This is a genomic window from Sphingomonas cannabina (genome assembly GCF_021391395.1).
In the GTDB taxonomy this organism is placed as follows: Bacteria; Pseudomonadota; Alphaproteobacteria; order Sphingomonadales; family Sphingomonadaceae; genus Sphingomonas; species Sphingomonas cannabina.
Map to the genome: position 1 here is coordinate 1,734,378 of NZ_CP090059.1, position 18,255 is coordinate 1,752,632.

Consider the following 18,255-nt stretch of genomic DNA (forward strand, 5'->3'; position numbering starts at 1 on the left):
GCCGCTGTGACCCGTCCTCGACCGATCGCCGCCATCATCCTCGCCGCCGGCCAGGGCACGCGGATGAAGTCCGACCTCCACAAGGTGCTGCACCCGATTGCGGGGCGGCCGATGCTGCTGCACCTGATCGCCAGCGTCGCCGAGCTCGCGCCGCAGCGCACGATGGTGGTGGTCGGCGCGCGCCGCGAGCAGGTCGAAGCGGCGGTGGCGCCCGTCGGGGCGGAGATCGTCCACCAGGCCGAGCAGCTCGGCACCGGCCATGCCGTGGCGCAGGCCGAGAATGCGCTCGGTGGCTTCGCGGGCGACGTGCTGATCCTCTACGGCGACGCGCCGCTGGTCACCGCCGCGACGATGCGGCGGATGATCGAGCGCCTCCACGCGCCGGACCAGCCGGCTTGCGTCGTGCTCGGCTTCCGTCCCGCCGATCCGGGCGCTTACGGCCGCGTGATCGCCGACGCGGATGGGCGTATCGCCAAGATGGTCGAGTTCAAGGATGCCAGTCCTGAGGAGCGTGCCGAAACGCTTTGCAACTCCGGCGTGCTGGCGGTCCGCAACGAGGATCTGTTCGCGCTCCTCGCTCGCGTCAGCAATGCCAATGCCGCTGGCGAATATTATCTTCCCGACATCGTCATGCTCGCCGCCGCCGAGGGCCGCGCCTCCGCAGTGATCGAGACCGACGCGGCGGAGGTCGCCGGCGTCAACAGCCGGGCCGAGCTCGCTGAGGTCGAGGCGATCTGGCAGGCTAAGCGTCGCACCCGCGCCATGGCCGAGGGCGCCACGCTGATCGCGCCCGAGACCGTGTGGTTCTCCTACGACACCGAGGTGGGTCGCGACGTGACGATCGAGCCCAATGTCGTGTTCGGCCCGGGCGTCAGCATCGCCGATGGCGCGACGATCCACGCCTTCTGCCATTTCGAAGGTGCCACGGTCGGACATGGGGCTGAGGTCGGCCCTTATGCGCGGCTGCGACCCGGCGCCGTGATCGGCAAGCGTGCCAAGGTCGGCAATTTCGTCGAGATCAAGAAGTCGAAGCTGGGAGAGGGCGCCAAGGCCAACCACCTGACCTATCTCGGCGACGCGACGGTGGGCGCGGGGGCGAACATCGGCGCCGGTACCATCACCTGCAATTACGACGGCTTCTTCAAATACCGGACGGAGATCGGCGAGGGCGCCTTCATCGGCTCGAACAGCGCGCTGGTCGCTCCGGTCACGATCGGCGCCGGCGCGATCACGGGCGCGGGCGCGGTGATCACCAGGGACGTCGAACCCGATGCTCTCGCCCTCGTCCGCCCCGAACAGACCGCCAAGCCCGGCTGGGCGAAGCGCTTCCGCGAGACGATGCTCGCCCGCAAGAAAGCCGCGAAATGACCGACCGCTACGACGGCAAGCCGTTCCTGCGGCTGCTCGACAGCTATGTGCTCGACGCGATCGGCTTCCTCGACGCGGGCGGCGAAGCGGCCGCGCGCGATGCCGAGGCGGCGGTGCGCGACACCTACGGCCTGTCGGGCGGCTGGCGCGAGATGGTGGCATCGGAGATGAAGTTCCCGGACGGAATGCCCGGCGCGCTCCGCGAGATGTGGACCAGCGGACGCAAGCGCTTCATCGAGACAGAGGGCCATGAGCCTGATCCCGGCGAGTTCGTCCGGACGTTCGTCGATACCAATTTTGCGCGCTGAGGCGCGGGGGGAGAGCATCGCGCCATGTGCGGAATTGTCGGTATCCTGGGCACCAGCGAGGTCGCAGAGCGCCTGTTCGAGGGGCTGAAGCGCCTCGAATACCGCGGCTATGATTCGGCGGGCATCGCGACGCTCACCGACCGCGGCATCGAGCGCCGCCGCGCCGAGGGCAAGCTCGCCAATCTCGCCGCGCGTCTCGCCGCCGATCCGCTGCCCGGTACGATCGGCATCGCCCACACCCGCTGGGCGACGCACGGCGCGCCGACCGAGGACAACGCCCATCCGCACATCGTCGGCGACGTGACGATCGTCCACAACGGCATCATCGAGAATTTCAAGCCGCTCCGTGACGAGCTGATCGCCGCCGGCCGCGAGTTCAAGTCGCAGACCGATACGGAGGTGGTCGCGCACCTCGTCGACCGCGAGCTCAAGGCCGGCAAGTCCCCGCGTGACGCTGTGGCGGCGGTGCTGCCGCGGCTCCACGGCGCCTTCGCGCTTGCGGTGCTGTTCGCGAGCGAGCCCGACCTGCTGATCGCTGCCCGCCTCGGCGCACCGCTCACCGTCGGCTACGGCGAAGGCGAGAACTACCTCGGCTCCGATGCCCATGCGCTCGCCGGACTCACCCAACGCATCGCCTATCTCGACGAGGGCGACTGGGCCGTGCTGACCCGCGAACGCATCGAGATATTCGACCGCGACAACAATCCCGTCACGCGCGAGATCGTCGCCTCCGGCGTCTCGCCGGCAATGATCGACAAGGGCAACTACCGCCACTTCATGCTCAAGGAGATCCACGAACAGCCGGTGGTCGTCGGCGATACGCTGAGGAGCTACATCCGCCCCGTCGAGCAGATGGTGGCGCTGCCCGACATGGACTTCGACCTCGGCCGGATCGAGCGCGTCGCGATCATCGCCTGCGGCACCGCCAGCTATGTCGGCATGATCGGCAAATACTGGATCGAGCGGTTCGCGCGGCTGCCGGTCGAGGTCGACGTCGCCTCCGAATACCGTTACCGCGATCCGGTGCTGCCGCCGAACACGCTCGGCGTGGTGGTGTCGCAGTCGGGCGAGACCGCCGACACGCTGGCGGCGCTGCGCCACATGAAGGCGAACGGCGTCACCACCGCCGGCATCATCAACGTGCCGACCAGCTCGATGGCGCGCGAAGTCGACCTGCTGCTCTCCACCCATGCCGGGCCGGAGATCGGCGTTGCCTCGACCAAGGCGTTCACCTGCCAGCTCGCGGTGATGGCGGCGCTCGCGGTCAATCTCGCCCGCGCCAAGGGCAGGCTGACCCCGGAGGAGGAGCGCGAGATCGTCCGGCACCTGATCGAGGCTCCCGCCGCGATCAACGCCGCGCTCGCGCATGATGAGGAGATCGAGGCGATGGCCCATACCATCGCCGGCGCCCGCGACGTGCTCTACCTCGGCCGCGGCCCTGAATATCCGATGGCGCTGGAGGGCGCGCTCAAGCTCAAGGAAATCAGCTACATCCACGCCGAAGGTTACGCCTCGGGCGAAATGAAGCACGGCCCGATCGCCCTCATCGACGACAAGGTCCCGCTGATCGTCCTCGCGCCCTTGGGTCCGCTGTTCGACAAGACGGTCAGCAACATGCAGGAGGCCCAGGCCCGCGGTGCGCAGGTGGTGCTGATCTCCGACGCCGCCGGCATCGCTCAGGCGGGCGAGGGCACGATCGCGACGATCGAGATGCCCGAGGTCCATCCGCTGATCGCGCCACTGGTCTATGCCGTGCCGGTGCAGCTGCTGGCGTACCATGTCGCGGTGGCGAAGGGCACCGACGTCGACCAGCCACGCAACCTCGCCAAGTCGGTGACGGTCGAATAACCTCGCGCGGAAGCGCTCACGGGATTGTGCAACGACAATAAAGTTTTCCCATGAACAATAAAGTCGTCCCGCCACCAATAAAGTTTTCCCCACTATCGGCGGGCTAAGCAGTTATCGAAGGAAGCACTATCACGTGGAGTTCAGCGGCAGCGCGGCAATGAAGTCGATCGTCTTAGGACCTTGAAGTCGCCGATCCGCTCGCGAGCTTGCGCCAGGATTGATGCTCGTCGAGCGCGGTGCCGGGCTTAAGCACCATCACGGCCTCGACCTCCTCGTCATTTGTCGCGGGCAAGCCGATCACGGCCATGTCCTGCACCGCCGCATGACCGAAAATCGCGCTTTATCGGAAGATAACAAGCTCGTTCCAAAATGAAATTTGTTCCAATCCTGCATGGGAATGAACTCGTTTCATTTTGTGCTGTAGACGGCTGGTCATTTATCCATGCACCGCGCCGGCCTGGAAGCCGCCGATCCGAATTGATGCGCGGTCTTTTCGTGAGCACGATTCAGTCACGGGGCGAGGCATCGCCGAGGAGATTGCCAGAGGGCTGAGCCTTATACCTGGCCGATACCTCCATCCATCGCGAGTCCCCTACCGGTCATGTAGCTGCTCGCGGCCGATGCTAGGCAGTAGACTCATAAGCGCGCAGCCACAGCCGAACTGAGGCGAGTTGTACCATAGCGAGGAAATTGGCGGAGAGCTTGTCGTAGCGGGTGGCGACGCGGCGGAAGTGCTTCAGTTTGGAGAAGAACCGCTCGATGAGGTTACGTTCACGGTAGAGCCGCTTGCTAAAGCAGGGCTTCCAGCGGCGGTTGCTCTTCGGCGGAATGTTGGGTGTGGCTCCTTGTTCCTCGATTAAGGCGCGGATACGATCGGCGTCATAGGCCTTGTCGGCCAGCACGATGGTGCGAGGGCCAAGGTGGTCAAGCAGCGTATCGGCGATCTGGCCGTCATGCGACTGTCCGGCGGTCAGGCCGAGCCGGATCGGGAGTCCTTGCGCGTCGACGACCGCGTGGATTTTGGTAGTGAGGCCGCCTCGGGAGCGACCGAGACAATGATCTCGATCCCCCTTTTTGCCGTCGCGGCCTGCTGGTGGGCGCGAAAGGAGGTGCTGTCGATCATCTGGATGTCGCCATCGTGGGCGGCGGCGATCGCGTCCATTATCTGATCCCAGACGCCCGCCCTGCGCCATCGCACAAAGCGGTTGTAGCAGGTGGTGCGTGGGCCATAGCGCTCGGGCAGATCACGCCACGGCGCACCGGATCGCAACACCCAGAAGATGCCGTTCAGCACACGACGATCATCGACGCGTGGCACGCCTCGGGGCTTATTGGGCAGCAGCGGCTCGATCACGCGCCATTCGAAGTCGGTCAGATCATATCGGCTCATGCCGACCCTGAATCAGAAATCTGGCTTCCATGAAAGCCGACACCTGTGAAATGATCCGTTGCCGCGTCCCATTGGCAAATTACAAGGTCACGCGAAGCCATGTCGAAAGGTCAATCATGGAACGGCTTGAACGCAACGCGCCACTTCCTGTCGAAATGCAGGGCCGGTGGTCGGACGTAGAAGACCCTAATTCGGAGTTGATCATCCAGGGAAGCGAGGTCTTTTGCTTCGGTAAAGCAGTTGCCTACGATTATAAGCTGGTTGATACCGTTGATGGTGCGCTGATCGTGAGCCTAAAGATAGACGATCAAGCAGGCGAGGATGACTTTCAACGGGCCAACATCACCGAACTCGTCATAACACCCGAAGGCGATTTGCATGCCTACAATGTCAAATTCGGCAGCCAGTTCGAACGCGCCCAGAGTTAGGCGAACGATAGGGGCCGCTCACTCACGCCCCCGATTTTATAGGTTCACGGCCTAGGAAAAGGGCGGCCTGCGCCACTTCGTCCGGCTAACCGATCCTGGCCATCGGAATCCGCGGTAGAAGGCTTTCGGCGACCTCCGGGTTGACGTCGGGCGCGACGCCCGCATCTCGAAACAGTGGCGTCTCTATGCCCCGGGCATCAATGCGTTGACCCGTATCCCGCGGTTGCGGAGATCAATGGCCCAGTTCCGGGCAAGCGAACGGACCGCAGCCTTGTCGTTCCGTAGGAGGTGTAGCCGGGTGCTCCCATCTCAGCCATGCAGGAGCTCATCAGCACGATGGAAGCTCCTTCGCTCATCATCGGCAGCGCCTTTTGGATGCCAAATACGATTGCCTTGAGATTGATCGCCATGTGCCTGTCGTAGACGTCCTCTGTGATGCTTCCGAGCGGCTGTGGCGTGATGATGACCGCACAAGCAAAGTAGACACCGATCCTGCTCCACGCGTCACGCGCCGCATCGGTGACCCGGTCCAGTTCGGACATGACGGAAAGGTCGGCCCGGACCGTGATCCATCGACTGTCCGTAGCACTGACGAGGCCTTCTGGATGCTCTATTGGCTCCCGATCCACGAGTAGCAGATTGGCACCCTCTGCGAGAAAGAGTTTCGCAGTGGCGAGGCCGATCCCTCCCGCCGCGCCTGTGATGATCGCGTTTCGACCCGTCAACCTCCCATTCCATCTCTCCTGCTCGTTTTAACTTTTCATTGGCTTGCGTTGCGCTGACGCCGGCCCATGCGTTCATTCGGGGAGCACGAGTTCCTCGGCGATGGTGGGGTAGAGCGCGACCATATCGTCGAACGACTGCCTGGTGAGGCTTCTCGGCAACGGCAGCCGCTCGAAAAATTCGGGATCGGCCATCCCTCATCAAAGCTCTGCACATCCAAGTAAAACTATGATCAATTCGATGAGCCAGTTCTATTGTGACATCTTGATTGAGGCGCGGCGCCATCGGCGCTTTCGCCGAGTAGCTCGGTTCGATCACTTCTGCATCACGTCTTGATCCATGCACAAGAAACCCTGCCAAAGATCACGCTTGTGATGACGCCGCCGCTCTCGGCGGACGAAAGGGAAGGCGAGCACGCTCGAGATAGAGGTGGATGACCGGACGATTCGCATCGCAGCCTGAGCATGTGTGGCCGCCTCGTGTTGCGCACGGATAAAACTGCCTCATTCGTAAAATAAGACTGCCTCAGCGCAATGTCTGCAATGCGCCCTCCATTCGCGGCCGCTAAGCCGATGCCTAAAAGCTGCCGCTCCGGCCACTGCTACGCCGACCCGGTGGACCTCAGGCGAGTGCGCCCGCATCGGCGTTGAGGACAGCGCCGGTAATCACGCTTGCGGCCGGGCTCGCCAGGAAGACGACAGCATTGGCGATCTCGCGCGGCTCCGCATAACGCCCCAGCGAGGTCATGCTGCGTTGGAAGTCGGCAGCGTCGCCATCGGCGGGGTTAGCATCGGTATCGGTCGATCCGGGCTGGACGAGATTGACGGTGATACCCTTCGACCCGAGTTCGCGCGAAAGGCCGCGCGTGAACGAGGTCAGCGCCGCCTTCGAAACGGCATATGCCGTCACACCGGGGAACGGGACGCGCTCGCCCAGACCTGAACCAATGGAAACGATCCGCCCACCGGTCGGCAGATGCGGGATGGCGGCTTTGGCGAACAGCATTGGCGCGCGCACGTTGACGTCCATCAGCTTCTGATACTCGTTGAGATCGAGCTCGGCGATTGAGCCGTAATAGCCGATCGCGGCGCTGTTGATGAGGATGTCCAGTCCGCCGAGCGCGGCCGCAGCCTCACTGACGGCGCGGATGATCGCATCGGGATCGGCGCTGTCGGCCTGGATCGCGATACCGCGGCGACCGGTCGCCTCGACGAGCTTGGCCACCGCTTGTGCCTTCTCGGCCGAGTTTTGGTAGGTGAAGGCGACATCAGCGCCGTTTTCGGCCAGCGTCACGGTGATCGCGGCGCCAATGCCGCGCGAACCGCCGGTTACCAGCGCGCGCTTTCCACTCAGATCGATCATATTCTTGCCCTTCCTGGCCGCGACAGGACCGCGAAGATGTTCGTGCCTATTCTGGGGGGATAAGCAGGCACCGGTAGCCCCATGAGCTGCTCAACTGTGTTGCCGGAACGGAACACGGCCGGTTAGGCCATTGCCGGCATGTGCAGCGATGGGCGACGACAGCAGTTTGCGACGCGCCGATGGCGCACCGCCCAGTGCCGTTCGCCACCCGATCGGGTCAGACCCCTGCCGTCTCCTCGGCGGGCACTGGCGTGTTCAGCAGTTGCTGTTCCCACATGTATGCGATGCCGCTACCGGCAAGGTGATCAATCATGATCTGCGTCACCGCCCCGGCAGTTTCGAGGCGTGCCCAGTCGCGCTGCCATTCGGAGGCAACGGCGGTCCAGGTCATCATGTTGACGCCGGCTCGGATCATTCGCTGGATCGCGACCTCATGCGATTCGACCGACAGGCCGCCGGAGGCATCGGTAACCACCGTGACGTCCCAACCCTCGCCAGCCGCCTGGATCGCCGGCATCGCGACACACACTTCGGTCCACAGGCCCGCAATGATCAGCTGCTTGCGGCCGGTCGCCTTGACCGCATCGACCACCTTGTTGTCTTCCCAGGTGTTGATCAGGGTGCGGTCGATCACTTCCTGCCCGGGGAACACGTCGGTCACATGCTTGAAGATCAGCCCGCCGCGATCGGCGATCACGCTGGTCAGGATCGTTGGTACCCCGAATGCCTTCGCCGCCTTGGCGAGCCCGGTCGTATTGTTGACCACCGCCTGCGGATCGTGGCTGTTCAAGTTGGTCAGCTGAAAGGGCTGGTGATCGATCAGGACGAGGACCGAGTCCTCCGGGCGAAGAAGCGAGTCGAGGCCGTTGCGGAATTTCATGGCAGTTCCTTGGCTGCAGTTGCATGGGATCGTTGCGGCGGACATCGGCTGATCGGTGCCGCCGCGATGCGCGTTTGCCATTGCAGAAATCGCCACGGTAGCCTCACAAGCTGCCATGCTGTGTCGCGCATCGGGGAACGCTGGATGGACATCGAGGAGTTGCGAACGTTTGTGGAGGTCGCCGACGCGGGCGGGGTGTCGGCAGCTGCCCTGCGCCTCGGCCTATCCAAGTCGATCGTCAGTCGGCGTCTCGCGAGGTTGGAGGCAGACCTCGGCATCCAGTTGCTGGCGCGCACCACGCGCGGCGCTGCGCTGACTGAAGCCGGCGTCATCTTCCGCGATCATGCCGCAAAGGTCTGTGCCGAGATTGACATCGCCCGGGAGACGATCCTGCCCGAGGGCGAACTGCGCGGCAGCTTCCGGATTGCCGCGCCGCTTACCTTCGGTCCGACCCACTTCGCCCCGGTCATAGCCGAGATGGCGCGCCTCAATCCCCAGTTGCAAGTGCGATCCTGCTACACCGACCGCTTCGTCGATCTGATCACGGAAGGGTTCGATTGCGCGATTAGGGTCGGTCATCTTACCAACTCCAATCTGCTCGCACGACGCGTTGGGCAGACGCCGGCCGTTTATGTCGCGTCGCCCGCATACATCGAACAGCACGGCGCGCCGCAGACGCCCGAAGCGTTCGCTACCCACGAAGTCGTCATGCAAGGCAACGAGACCTGGCTCGCCATGGACGGCGATGCGGTCATCACGCTGAAGCCGCAGGGGCGGTTCAAGGCCGATAATGCTATCGCGCTGATCGCCGCAGCGCTGGCAGGCATTGGCGTGGCCGGCGTGCCCAGGGAGTTGGTCACGGAGCATCTTGCATCGGGGTCACTGGTCCCCGTGATGAGGCGCTTTCCGCCGCCAGCGCTGGGCATTCATGTCGTGCGGCCACCCGGGCACCATCCTGCGCGTAAGGTGAGAGTGCTGACCGAAATGATGATCGAACACTGCCGTGCGTTGGGGTGACGGGTAGGCGGGGGCCGGCGACAGGCGGTTGCGGAGCTGACGGCTCTCATGCCCCGCATGATTCCCTCACGATCAGGTCGGTCGGCAGCAGCGCCGAATGATGATCCGGCGCCGGATCGAGGATGCGAGCGACGAGCTGCCGGCCGGCCTCATAGGTGTCCTGTCGGATCGTGGTCAGTGTCGGCGTGCTGAGGCGGCTCAGCAGCATGTCGTCGTAGCCGACCACCGAAACGTCGCCCGGCACTGACAGCCCCGCGCGGCGCAGCGCCCGGATCGCCCCGAGCGCGATGAGGTCGCTCGACGCGACGATGCCGTCGAAGGCGACGTGCCGCCGCAGTAGCCGGCTGACCGCGGTCTCGGCGGACTCGAACTCGAAATCGACCGGTATGATCAGCTTCGGATCGGCCTCGAGCTCGCTCTCGCGAAGCGCTTCGAGATAGCCGTTGCGGCGCTGCATCGCCTCCGGGTCGGTGCTGCCGACGAACAGGATGCGCCTGCGTCCCAGACGGGCGAGATGGAGCGTTGCCCGCCGCCCGCCAAGCAGGTTGTCCGACCCTACCGAACAATATTTCTGCCCCGGCATCTGCGCGCCCCACACCACGAAGCGCGCGTTGGTGGCGACGAGGCGGTTGAGCTCCTCGTGCAGCATGCTCTGCCCCAGGAAGATCACGCCGCTTGCCCGGCTGGTGGTGACGGCGGTAACGAGGTCGTCGTAGGTTGACGGCGCGACATGGCTGACGGTGAAGTCGCAGGCGCGGGAGCGCGCCGCCTCGCCGATGCTGGCCAGCAGCTCGAGGAAGAACGGATGCGACAGCGGCAGCGGCCGCCCGCGCATATAGGGGGTGACGACCGCGATCGATCCCTCGGCTCCGATCGGCCCCGCCGGCATATAGGGTCGGAACGGATAGTCATGGTCGCGCGCCAGCGCCCAGATGCGCTGCTTGGTGCGCATGCTGATCAGCGGATGATCGTTGAGCGCGCGCGACACCGTCGAGATCGACACCCCCGCCAGTCTGGCGAGGTCCTGCAGCGTCGTATTGCTGTTGCTACTGCTGCCCATTGCGCCCAAGCTCTGGAGTGGCCGACAAGCGCCGCTTTAGCGCATCGGGGGGAGGGCTTTGCAAGCGAGCGTCGGAGCGGCGGCGGGTGAGGCGGAGCTTCGCAGCCTCGCGCGGCCGCGCCTCAGCGTCCTGCAGATCTGGAACATGTGCGTCGGCCTGTTCGGCGTGCAGATTGTCTGGGGCCTGCAGAACGTCAACACCAGCCGCATCTTCCAGACGCTTGGAGCGGAGGTCGGCGAGCTGGCGATCCTGTGGATCGCGGGGCCGGTGACCGGGCTGCTCGTGCAGCCGATCATCGGCTATCTCAGCGATCGCACCTGGGGACCGCTCGGGCGGCGGCGGCCCTATCTGCTCGGCGGGTCGATCCTGGCCGCGCTGGCGCTGTTCGCCATGCCCAATGCATCGAGCCTGTGGACGGCGAGCCTGGCGCTGTGGGTGCTGACCGCCGCGGTCAACGTCGCGATGGAGCCGTTCCGCGCGCTGGTCGCCGACCGGCTGCCCGAGGAGCAGCGCACCACCGGCTTCGCGCTGCAGGTGTTCTTCATCGGCGCCGGCGCGGTGTTCGCCTCCGCGCTGCCATGGATGCTGACGCACTGGTTGGGGATGAGCGGGGAGGGCGCGCCGGGCATGCTGCCGCCGTCGGTGCGCATGGCCTTCTACATCGGTGGGATCGGCGTGCTCGCCGCGGTGAGCTGGACGGTCTTCACGACGGGCGAGCAGCGGTGGGTGGGTACCGGCCCTTGCGAGCCGGTGCCGCATACCGTGCCGACCGCGGAGGGCGCGGCCGCGCTGGTTCGTCAGGGCATGTCGTGGATGGGGGGCGGCGCCGCGGTCGCGCTGGCTGCTGCCGCGATCGGCTGGGAGCGCGAGATCTACGTCGTCGCGGCGATCGCCTTCGCCTTCGGGCTGTCGCAGTTCGCCGCGGTGCGGATGCGGCGGCGCGGCCGTGTCCGGCTCGGCATGCTCGAGATCGTCGAGGACATCCTGCACATGCCCGAGGTGCTGAAGCGGCTCGCGGTGGTGCAGTTCTTCACCTGGTTCGGCCTGTTCGCGATGTGGATCTACACCGTGCCGGCGGTGGCCGCGCGTCATTTCGGCACGGCCGATGCCGCTTCCGCCGCCTATAGCGAGAGCGCCGACTGGGTCGGCATCCTGTTCGCCGGCTACAACGGAGTCGCCGCGCTCATGGCGTTGCTGCTGCCCGGCATTGCCGCGCGGATCGGCCGGCGGGCCTGCCATATGCTGTGCCTGATGCTGGGTGCGGCCGGACTGACCGGCTTCCTGGTGATCGACGATCCCGCGCTGCTCTGGCTGCCGGCGGCGGCGATCGGCTGCGCCTGGGCGTCGATCCTGTCCTTGCCCTATGCCATGCTCGCCAGCGCGGTGCCGCCGCGCAAGACCGGCGTCTACATGGGCGTGCACAACATCTTCCTGGTGCTGCCGCAGCTCGTCGCCGCGATCGTGCTCGGCCAGCTCGTCGGGCGCCTGTTCGGCGGGCAGGCGATCCATGCACTCGCCCTGTCCGCCGGCTCGCTCGCGCTGGCGGCGGCGTTCACGCTGGCCATTCCGCGCTCCGTCGACCGCAACGCCTGACCGCCCGACGCGGCGGATGAAAGCCTCATGGGCAAGCTCACTGGCAAGCTCCTTTATGCAAAACTTGCATATTGATCGGTCGGAATCAAGTGTGCCCATTGGCCGATGCGAACGGATATGCAGCTAGGTAACCTGCGTATCAGGCGTTAAAATGAGTGTTAATCAGATAGTTATCTTCATCGACATCTCGATGGGAGATTTTGCTTGCCAGTTTGCGTAAACTGAGCAAAATTACGCAAATCAACAAGGGGCATGGCAGCGTCGAAGCAGCGCGGCTGGCCCGGGAGGAGAGGCCATGGAACGCTATCGGCGTCCCGACGCGATCAGGTTGGATGAAATCCGCACAGTTGAGACGATCGGCTGGTGCGCCGCCGCCTTTGCGATGCCTTTGCAACAATTCTGACGAATGCCCGTGCGCGAAGGCGCGCGGCTGCGACGAGTTATGAGGCGAGCCAATCCCGGAAAAGGGGATGGCGGGAGAGGGGAGATCGACATGGAAGACAATCGCTCGGCTGCGCATGGCAGGTTTCTGAAGGGTGGCGTGTCGCTGGTCGCGCTGATGGCGATGGGGATCGGGTCCGTTGCCCATGCCCAGACCGCGCCGGTGAGCGCGCCCGCCGCGCAGAAGGCTTCGCCCGGCGGTGCGGCTCAGGAGGAAGCGCCCGCCGCCGGTGATGGACAGCAGGACGACATCCTCGTCGTCGGCGTCCGCCAGGCGCTCGAGACCTCCCAGCTGGTCAAGAAGAACGCCGACACCTTCGTCGATTCGATCACCGCCACCGATATCGGCGCCTTCCCCGACAAGTCGGCCGCGGAAGCGCTGCAGCGCGTTCCCGGCATCACCGTGAACCGGCTGCAGTCCGCCGACGATTCGACCCATCCGTCGGGCGAGCCGACCGGGGTGCTGATCCGCGGCCTGACGCAGGTCCGCACCGAGATCAACGGCCGCGACAGCTTTTCGGCGGACTCGGCGCGCGGCCTTCAGTTCAACGACGTTTCCCCCGAATTGCTCGGCCGCGTCGACGCCTACAAGAACCAGACGGCGGACATGATCGAGGGCGGCATCGCCGGCACCGTCGATCTGCGCACCAGGCTGCCGTTCGACCAGAAGGGCCTGGTCGTCACCGGCGCGTTCCGGGAGAATTACGGCGACCGTTCCGGCCGCTGGACGCCCGAGTTCTCGGGTCTCGTCAGCAAGACCTGGGATACGGCGATCGGCCGCTTCGGCGTGCTCGCCAGCTATGCGCAGAGCCATGTCGTCACGCGCACCGAGAGCGTGATCATGGACAAGATCGACACCTATTGCTCGAGCGGCTTCGGCACGGTGGACCCCGACGGGACGGCTCGCGGCACGGTCGGCGGCGACGGCAGCATCCCGTGCGCCGCCAACCCGTTCGGCGGATCGGGCTGGGCCTTCGCGCCCGACGGCATCCGCTATTCGCAGGTCGACTACGACCGCAAGCGGCGCGGCATCGCGGGGGCGCTGCAGTATGAGAACAACTCGGGCACGCTGCTCGCCACCGTCCAATACATCGACTCGCACTATCGCAACGCCTGGCTGGAACGCGCCAGCCATGCGATCCTCGACGGCAATTACTTCGGCACGCGCGCGTTCAATCCGCGCTCCGGATCGGTGCTGGCCGGCAGCAAAGGTCTCAGCTTCGGCGCCGACGGCATGCTCGAATCCGGGCTGCTGACCCAGCCGCACGGCAGCTTCAGCGGCACCACGGAGAGCGTGCAGGCGGCGATCAATGCGGGCTCGGCGGTGCCGGGCATGCCGTTCGTCAACTATTGCGGGCCCGGCCCCGGCGGAGCGTGCGCGACCCAGCGCGACGGCCTCTACTTCCAGAACGAGGCGCGCAACTTCGCGCACCGCGAGGGGACGCGCGATCTGTCGGGCAACATCCGGTGGAGCCCGAGCGAGCGGCTGCACCTCAATGCCGACGTGCAGTATATCGACGCCTCGACCTACAATAACGACATATTGGTCGCGGCCGGATCGATGGCCGATTTCGACTATAGCGTGAACCGCGACGGCACGCCGCAGGTGACGCTGCTGCCGGGATCGAACGTCAACTATGCCGCGGGCGGTCTCGCCAACCCGCACAACTACTGGATCCCCTTCATCCAGGGGCACGTCGAGGACAATGACGCGACCGAGTTCGCGCTGCGCGGCGACGCGGAGTACGACTTCCCCGACAGCGGCTGGCTCGATTCGCTGAAGGTCGGCGTGCGCTATGCGGACCGCAAGCAGACGGTGCGCTACTCGACCTTCAACTGGACGCCGATCGCGGCCAACTGGAACTGCAACGGCCCCGGCTTCAACGCCGACAACACCAGCGGCGGTACTTATCCGACCGACACCGGGAACTGCGCCGGTAACGTCGGCCACGCGCCCTTCGCTGGCTATGGCGAGGGTATCTGGGAGGCGGCCAGCCTCGGCGATTTCTACAACGGCAGCGTCTACGACAATGGCGAGCTGGTCTATCTCAACCGGTCGACGCTGCGGGATTTCCCGCGCCTGATCGACTCGCTCAGCGGCGCGACCACCCATTCGCCGATCGGCGGCGGCTATACGGCGATCTGCGACCGCGTCGAGGCGACCGTCGACGGCTGCTTCACGCCGGGCGAGGTGATGCGCGTCCGCGAGCAGACCCAGGCCGCGTACGTGATGCTCAAGTTCGGCGGCGACGACAAGCTGATGCTCGGCAACGTCGCGGTGAAGGGCAATGTCGGCCTGCGCGTCGTGCGGACGAAGGAGACGAGCTACGGCAGCGTCGCCTTTCCGGCGACCAACATCTTCGACAATCTGGCGCCCTGCGGCACGCCGCTATCGGGCAACAATGTCGTCAATCCGAGCTGCTACCTGACCGACGCGATCCGCGCCTTCGCCAATGGCGGGAGCACGGAGGGCACCTATCGGGCGAGCCGGACCGACTGGCTGCCGAGCCTCAACCTGCGCTTCGGGCTCGACGACAAGAACTTCATCCGCTTCGCCTATTCGCGGGCGATGTCGCGGCCGGACATCGGCCTGCTGCGCAACACGCTCGCGATCAACGCGCCGGTCATCAATGCGACGCCGGACTCGCCCTATGTCGTCTACAGCTCGCCGACCGCGCCGCACACGCCGGAGAACGTTACCGGCTACAACTTCGTGTTCCTGGCCAATTCGGGGAACGCGGCGCTGAAGCCGCTGATGGCGCACCAGCTCGACCTGTCGTTCGAGCGGTACATGGGCCGCAACAGCTCGCTGACGGTCGGCCTGTTCTACAAGAAGCTGAGCAACGCGATCGCCTACGGCCAGTTCGCGCGGACGATCGCCAACGGCACTTCGACGCAGACCGTGCAGATCAACGGGCCGAGCAACGTCAAGGACGGCGGCAAGCTGCTGGGAGCGGAGGTCGCCTACCAGACCTTCTTCGATTTCCTGCCGGGATTGCTGAGTGGCCTCGGGGCGCAGCTGAACTACACCTATGTCCATCAGTCGGGAATCAACAACTCGAACCTGATCACCGCCTCATCGAGCGGCGACGTCGGCGCGTTCGGGGCGGGGCAGCAGGCGCTGGGCGGGACGGGCTATGTGCTCGACTCGCACCGGCTGGCCGGCATCTCGACCCACACGTTCAACGCGGTGGGATTGTACGAGAAGGGGCCGATCGGCATCCGGATCGCCTACAACTGGCGCTCGCGCTACCTGACGCAGAACCTGGACTGCTGCATCGGCCTGCCGGTGTTCCAGAAGTCGGCCGGCTTCCTCGACGGATCGATCCGCTTCTCGGTCAACCGCTTCGTCGAGCTGTCGATCGATGGATCGAACCTGCTCAACACCACGACCGTCTACCAGCAGCAGATCTTCGGCGACTCGCCGCAGACGCCGGGTGCCAAGCCGGTCTACCGCGACTCCGCCTGGAACCGCGTCGACCGCCGCTTCCAGTTCGGGGTCCGCTTCAAGTTCTGATGTCCTCCCTGGGCGCCGCCGATGCTTGGTCCGGCGGCGCCCGTTTTTCGTGAGAGCCGCCCGATGATGTTCCGCGCCTTGCTGTTCCTCGCGGCGCTCGCCGTGCCCGCCACCGCCCGCGCCACCGGGCGCGAATGCGCGCAGTCGCCCGGCAAGGCGATCGAGCTATGCGTATTCGTGGAGGGCGGCCAGGCGCTTTACGAGGTTCGCCGGGGCGGCGCCGCCGTGCTCGCCCCCTCGGCGCTGGGGCTGGGCTTCGCAGGCGAGCCGGCGGCGCGCTATACGGCGCTGGGGCAGGCGAGGCGCAGCAGCGTCGATACGCGCTGGGAGCAGCCGTGGGGCGAGCAGCGCACGATCCGCGACAATCATACCGAGCTGACGGTGACGCTGACCGGCGACACGCCACTCAACCGGGAGGTCGAGGTCACCTTCCGCCTGTTCGACGACGGCATCGGCTTCCGCTACCGGTACAGCGCCGTTCCGGCCGGGCAGGCGGTGGCGGTGACCGCCGACCGCACGCAGTTCCGCACCGTCGGCAGCTATCGTGCCTGGTGGTATCAGGCGTTGGGTGTGGATCGCGACGAGTATCTCTATACCGAGACCGACGCGCGCCGGGTCACGCTGGCCGAGACGCCGCTGACGCTGAAGGGCGACAACGGCCTCTATCTTTCCTTCCACGAAGCCGCGCTGGTCGACTTCCCCAGCATGTTGCTCGCCGGCGACGGCGCCGGCACGCTGAGCGCGTGGCTGATGCCTTGGCCGGACGGCGTGCTTGCGCGGAAGACCGGCCCCTTCACCACGCCCTGGCGCACCGTGCTGATCGGCGACAGCCCCGCCGCGCTTGCCGACAGCCGCATCGAGCTCAACCTCAACGAGCCGAACAGGCTCGGCGACGTGAGCTGGTTCAAGCCTGGCAAATACGTCGGCGTGTGGTGGGAGATGCACCTCAACCGCTCGACCTGGGCGAGCGGCGCGCGGCACGGGGCCAATACCGCCAATGTGAAGCGCTACATGGATTTCGCCGCGAAATACGGGTTCGACGGCGTGCTGGTGGAGGGCTGGAACCAGGGCTGGGACGGCGACTGGACGGTCGAGGGCGACAAGTTCAGCTTCACCCGATCCTATCCCGATTTCGATCTCCCGGGATTGGCCGCCTATGGCCGCAGCAAGGGCGTGAAGCTGATCGGCCACCATGAAACCGGCGGCGCCGTGCCCAACTACGAGGCGCAGCTCGAGGATGCGATGACGCTCTACGAGCGCGCCGGCGTCTCGACGGTCAAGAGCGGCTATGTCCGCCACAGCGGGGACATCGTGGATGCCGAGGGCGGGCGCCAGTGGTTCGCGGGGCAATATATGGTCCGCCACCACCAGCACGCGGTCGAGGTCGCGGCACGTCACCATGTCGCGGTCGACACGCACGAGCCGGTCAAGGACACGGGCCTGCGCCGCACCTGGCCCAACTGGGTGAGCCGCGAGGGCGCGCGCGGGCAGGAATACAACGCCTGGGGCGTGCCGACGAATCCGCCCGAGCATGTCGCCATCCTGCCGTTCACGCGGATGCTCGCGGGGCCGATGGACTATACGCCCGGCATCTTCGACCTGGCGCACGGCAAGGACGACGCCACCCGCCGCGTCCAGTCGACGCTGGCAACCCAGCTTGCGCTCTACGTGGTGCTCTACAGCCCGATCCAGATGGCGGCGGACCTGCCCGAGAATTACGAGAAGAACCTCGCTGCCTTCCAGTTCATCCGCGACGTGCCGACCGACTGGGAGACCTCAACGACGCTCGCCGGCGAGATCGGCGACTATGTCGTCGTCGCCCGCCAGCAGCGCGGCGGGCGGGACTGGTTCCTGGGCGCGGTGACGGACGAGAACGCGCGCAAGGTCACGCAGCCGCTCTCCTTCCTCGCGCCCGGCAGGCGTTATGAGGCGCAGATCTATCGCGACGGCCCCGGCGCCGACTACCGCACCAATCCGCTCGCCTTCGAGACGGCGCGGCGGGTGGTGACCAGCAGGGACAGTGTCGAGCTGGACTTGGCGCCGGGAGGCGGCGCAGCGATCCGGTTCCGCGCGCTCGACTGACCGCCGCTCTATCGGTCGCTCAAAGGGCGTGAATACGATCTTCAGCACCATGAAGACGAGGATCACCGGGATCAGCAGAACGAACATAATGATCTTCACCGGCCAAGATCTCTCGTCGCTGATTAGAGGTGTCGCATCGGACAGCTGTAACATGCTCGCGGCTATCCGTTGAGGGTGGCCTCGCATGGGCGCATCGGCATTGTCGCTCGTTTGGCCAAACGTGCGTGACCGTGCTGG

The 18,255-nt window shown here is 65.6% G+C and carries 13 protein-coding genes and 1 pseudogene; 8 read left to right on the top strand and 6 right to left on the bottom strand.

Going from position 1 to position 18,255, the window contains the following annotated elements:
• The first annotated feature begins 63 nt into the window (after nucleotides 1-63).
• Genes glmU through glmS form a run of 3 tightly spaced genes read left to right on the top strand, consistent with a single transcriptional unit; the run spans nucleotide 64 to nucleotide 3,524 of the window.
• Nucleotides 64-1,368 (top strand): bifunctional UDP-N-acetylglucosamine diphosphorylase/glucosamine-1-phosphate N-acetyltransferase GlmU, encoded by a 1,305-nt coding sequence (gene glmU / locus LZK98_RS08440; RefSeq protein WP_233786535.1) that lies wholly within the window; start codon nucleotides 64-66, stop codon nucleotides 1,366-1,368.
• Nucleotides 1,365-1,676, top strand: a complete 312-nt coding sequence (locus tag LZK98_RS08445; protein WP_233786009.1) for a hypothetical protein — start codon at nucleotides 1,365-1,367, stop codon at nucleotides 1,674-1,676. The genes glmU and LZK98_RS08445 overlap by 4 nt, the downstream gene beginning before the upstream one ends.
• Nucleotides 1,677-1,700: 24 nt before the next feature.
• Nucleotides 1,701-3,524 (top strand): glutamine--fructose-6-phosphate transaminase (isomerizing), encoded by a 1,824-nt coding sequence (glmS, locus tag LZK98_RS08450; protein WP_233786010.1) that lies wholly within the window; start codon nucleotides 1,701-1,703, stop codon nucleotides 3,522-3,524.
• Between the two features lie 172 nt (nucleotides 3,525-3,696).
• Here the strand turns inward: glmS and LZK98_RS20525 are convergent, their stop codons facing one another.
• Nucleotides 3,697-3,831 (bottom strand): hypothetical protein, encoded by a 135-nt coding sequence (locus LZK98_RS20525; RefSeq protein WP_264757871.1) that lies wholly within the window; start codon nucleotides 3,829-3,831, stop codon nucleotides 3,697-3,699.
• 316 nt (nucleotides 3,832-4,147) lie between these two features.
• Nucleotides 4,148-4,914 (bottom strand): IS5 family transposase gene (locus tag LZK98_RS08455; protein ID WP_233786011.1). Its coding sequence is split into 2 segments (ribosomal slippage): nucleotides 4,148-4,602 and nucleotides 4,602-4,914, totalling 768 coding nucleotides; the frame shifts between segments, so codons are not numbered across the junction.
• A 29-nt stretch (nucleotides 4,915-4,943) separates the two neighbouring features.
• Here LZK98_RS08455 and LZK98_RS08460 point away from each other — a divergent pair.
• The gene (locus LZK98_RS08460; RefSeq protein ID WP_233786012.1) at nucleotides 4,944-5,342 is read left to right on the top strand and encodes a hypothetical protein; all 399 of its coding nucleotides are present in this window, start codon (nucleotides 4,944-4,946) and stop codon (nucleotides 5,340-5,342) included.
• Nucleotides 5,343-5,525: 183 nt separating this feature from the next.
• On the opposite strand, the pseudogene LZK98_RS08465 reads toward LZK98_RS08460, so the two are convergent.
• The 3 genes and pseudogenes from LZK98_RS08465 to LZK98_RS08475 form a co-directional block, all read right to left on the bottom strand.
• Nucleotides 5,526-6,067 (bottom strand): annotated as a pseudogene (locus tag LZK98_RS08465) (SDR family NAD(P)-dependent oxidoreductase).
• A gap of 619 nt (nucleotides 6,068-6,686) precedes the next feature.
• Entirely contained in the window at nucleotides 6,687-7,427 is a 741-nt protein-coding gene (locus tag LZK98_RS08470) for an SDR family NAD(P)-dependent oxidoreductase (RefSeq protein WP_233786014.1), read from the bottom strand.
• Nucleotides 7,428-7,644: 217 nt separating this feature from the next.
• The gene (locus LZK98_RS08475) at nucleotides 7,645-8,403 is read right to left on the bottom strand and encodes a hydrolase (protein ID WP_233786016.1); all 759 of its coding nucleotides are present in this window, start codon (nucleotides 8,401-8,403) and stop codon (nucleotides 7,645-7,647) included.
• Between the two features lie 48 nt (nucleotides 8,404-8,451).
• Between LZK98_RS08475 and LZK98_RS08480 the strand changes: the two genes are divergently transcribed.
• Complete coding sequence (locus LZK98_RS08480) at nucleotides 8,452-9,324, top strand: LysR family transcriptional regulator (RefSeq protein WP_233786017.1); 873 nt, start codon at nucleotides 8,452-8,454, stop codon at nucleotides 9,322-9,324.
• 46 nt (nucleotides 9,325-9,370) lie between these two features.
• On the opposite strand, the gene LZK98_RS08485 is transcribed toward LZK98_RS08480, so the two are convergent.
• Nucleotides 9,371-10,384, bottom strand: a complete 1,014-nt coding sequence (locus LZK98_RS08485) for a LacI family DNA-binding transcriptional regulator (RefSeq protein ID WP_233786019.1) — start codon at nucleotides 10,382-10,384, stop codon at nucleotides 9,371-9,373.
• A 58-nt stretch (nucleotides 10,385-10,442) separates the two neighbouring features.
• Between LZK98_RS08485 and LZK98_RS08490 the strand changes: the two genes are divergently transcribed.
• From LZK98_RS08490 to LZK98_RS08500, 3 genes are all read left to right on the top strand, one after another.
• Nucleotides 10,443-11,978 carry an MFS transporter gene (locus LZK98_RS08490; RefSeq protein WP_319937548.1) on the top strand — a complete coding sequence of 512 codons (1,536 nt, stop codon included), beginning with the start codon at nucleotides 10,443-10,445 and terminating at the stop codon, nucleotides 11,976-11,978.
• A gap of 493 nt (nucleotides 11,979-12,471) precedes the next feature.
• Nucleotides 12,472-15,936 carry a TonB-dependent receptor gene (locus tag LZK98_RS08495; protein ID WP_233786021.1) on the top strand — a complete coding sequence of 1,155 codons (3,465 nt, stop codon included), beginning with the start codon at nucleotides 12,472-12,474 and terminating at the stop codon, nucleotides 15,934-15,936.
• 63 nt (nucleotides 15,937-15,999) lie between these two features.
• The gene (locus LZK98_RS08500) at nucleotides 16,000-18,018 is read left to right on the top strand and encodes a glycoside hydrolase family 97 protein (RefSeq protein ID WP_233786023.1); all 2,019 of its coding nucleotides are present in this window, start codon (nucleotides 16,000-16,002) and stop codon (nucleotides 18,016-18,018) included.
• Nucleotides 18,019-18,255 lie beyond the last annotated feature (237 nt).

Excerpts from the sequence above, each read along its gene's own strand:
- glmU (WP_233786535.1), top strand. The coding sequence starts at position 64 with ATGAAGTCCGACCTCCACAAGGTGCTGCACCCGATTGCGGGGCGGCCG.
- LZK98_RS08445 (WP_233786009.1), top strand. The coding sequence starts at position 1,365 with ATGACCGACCGCTACGACGGCAAGCCGTTCCTGCGGCTGCTCGACAGC.
- glmS (WP_233786010.1), top strand. The coding sequence starts at position 1,701 with ATGTGCGGAATTGTCGGTATCCTGGGCACCAGCGAGGTCGCAGAGCGC.
- LZK98_RS20525 (WP_264757871.1), bottom strand. The coding sequence starts at position 3,831 with ATGGCCGTGATCGGCTTGCCCGCGACAAATGACGAGGAGGTCGAGGCC.
- LZK98_RS08460 (WP_233786012.1), top strand. The coding sequence starts at position 4,944 with ATGAAAGCCGACACCTGTGAAATGATCCGTTGCCGCGTCCCATTGGCA.
- LZK98_RS08470 (WP_233786014.1), bottom strand. The coding sequence starts at position 7,427 with ATGATCGATCTGAGTGGAAAGCGCGCGCTGGTAACCGGCGGTTCGCGC.
- LZK98_RS08480 (WP_233786017.1), top strand. The coding sequence starts at position 8,452 with ATGGACATCGAGGAGTTGCGAACGTTTGTGGAGGTCGCCGACGCGGGC.
- LZK98_RS08485 (WP_233786019.1), bottom strand. The coding sequence starts at position 10,384 with ATGGGCAGCAGTAGCAACAGCAATACGACGCTGCAGGACCTCGCCAGA.
- LZK98_RS08495 (WP_233786021.1), top strand. The coding sequence starts at position 12,472 with ATGGAAGACAATCGCTCGGCTGCGCATGGCAGGTTTCTGAAGGGTGGC.
- LZK98_RS08500 (WP_233786023.1), top strand. The coding sequence starts at position 16,000 with ATGATGTTCCGCGCCTTGCTGTTCCTCGCGGCGCTCGCCGTGCCCGCC.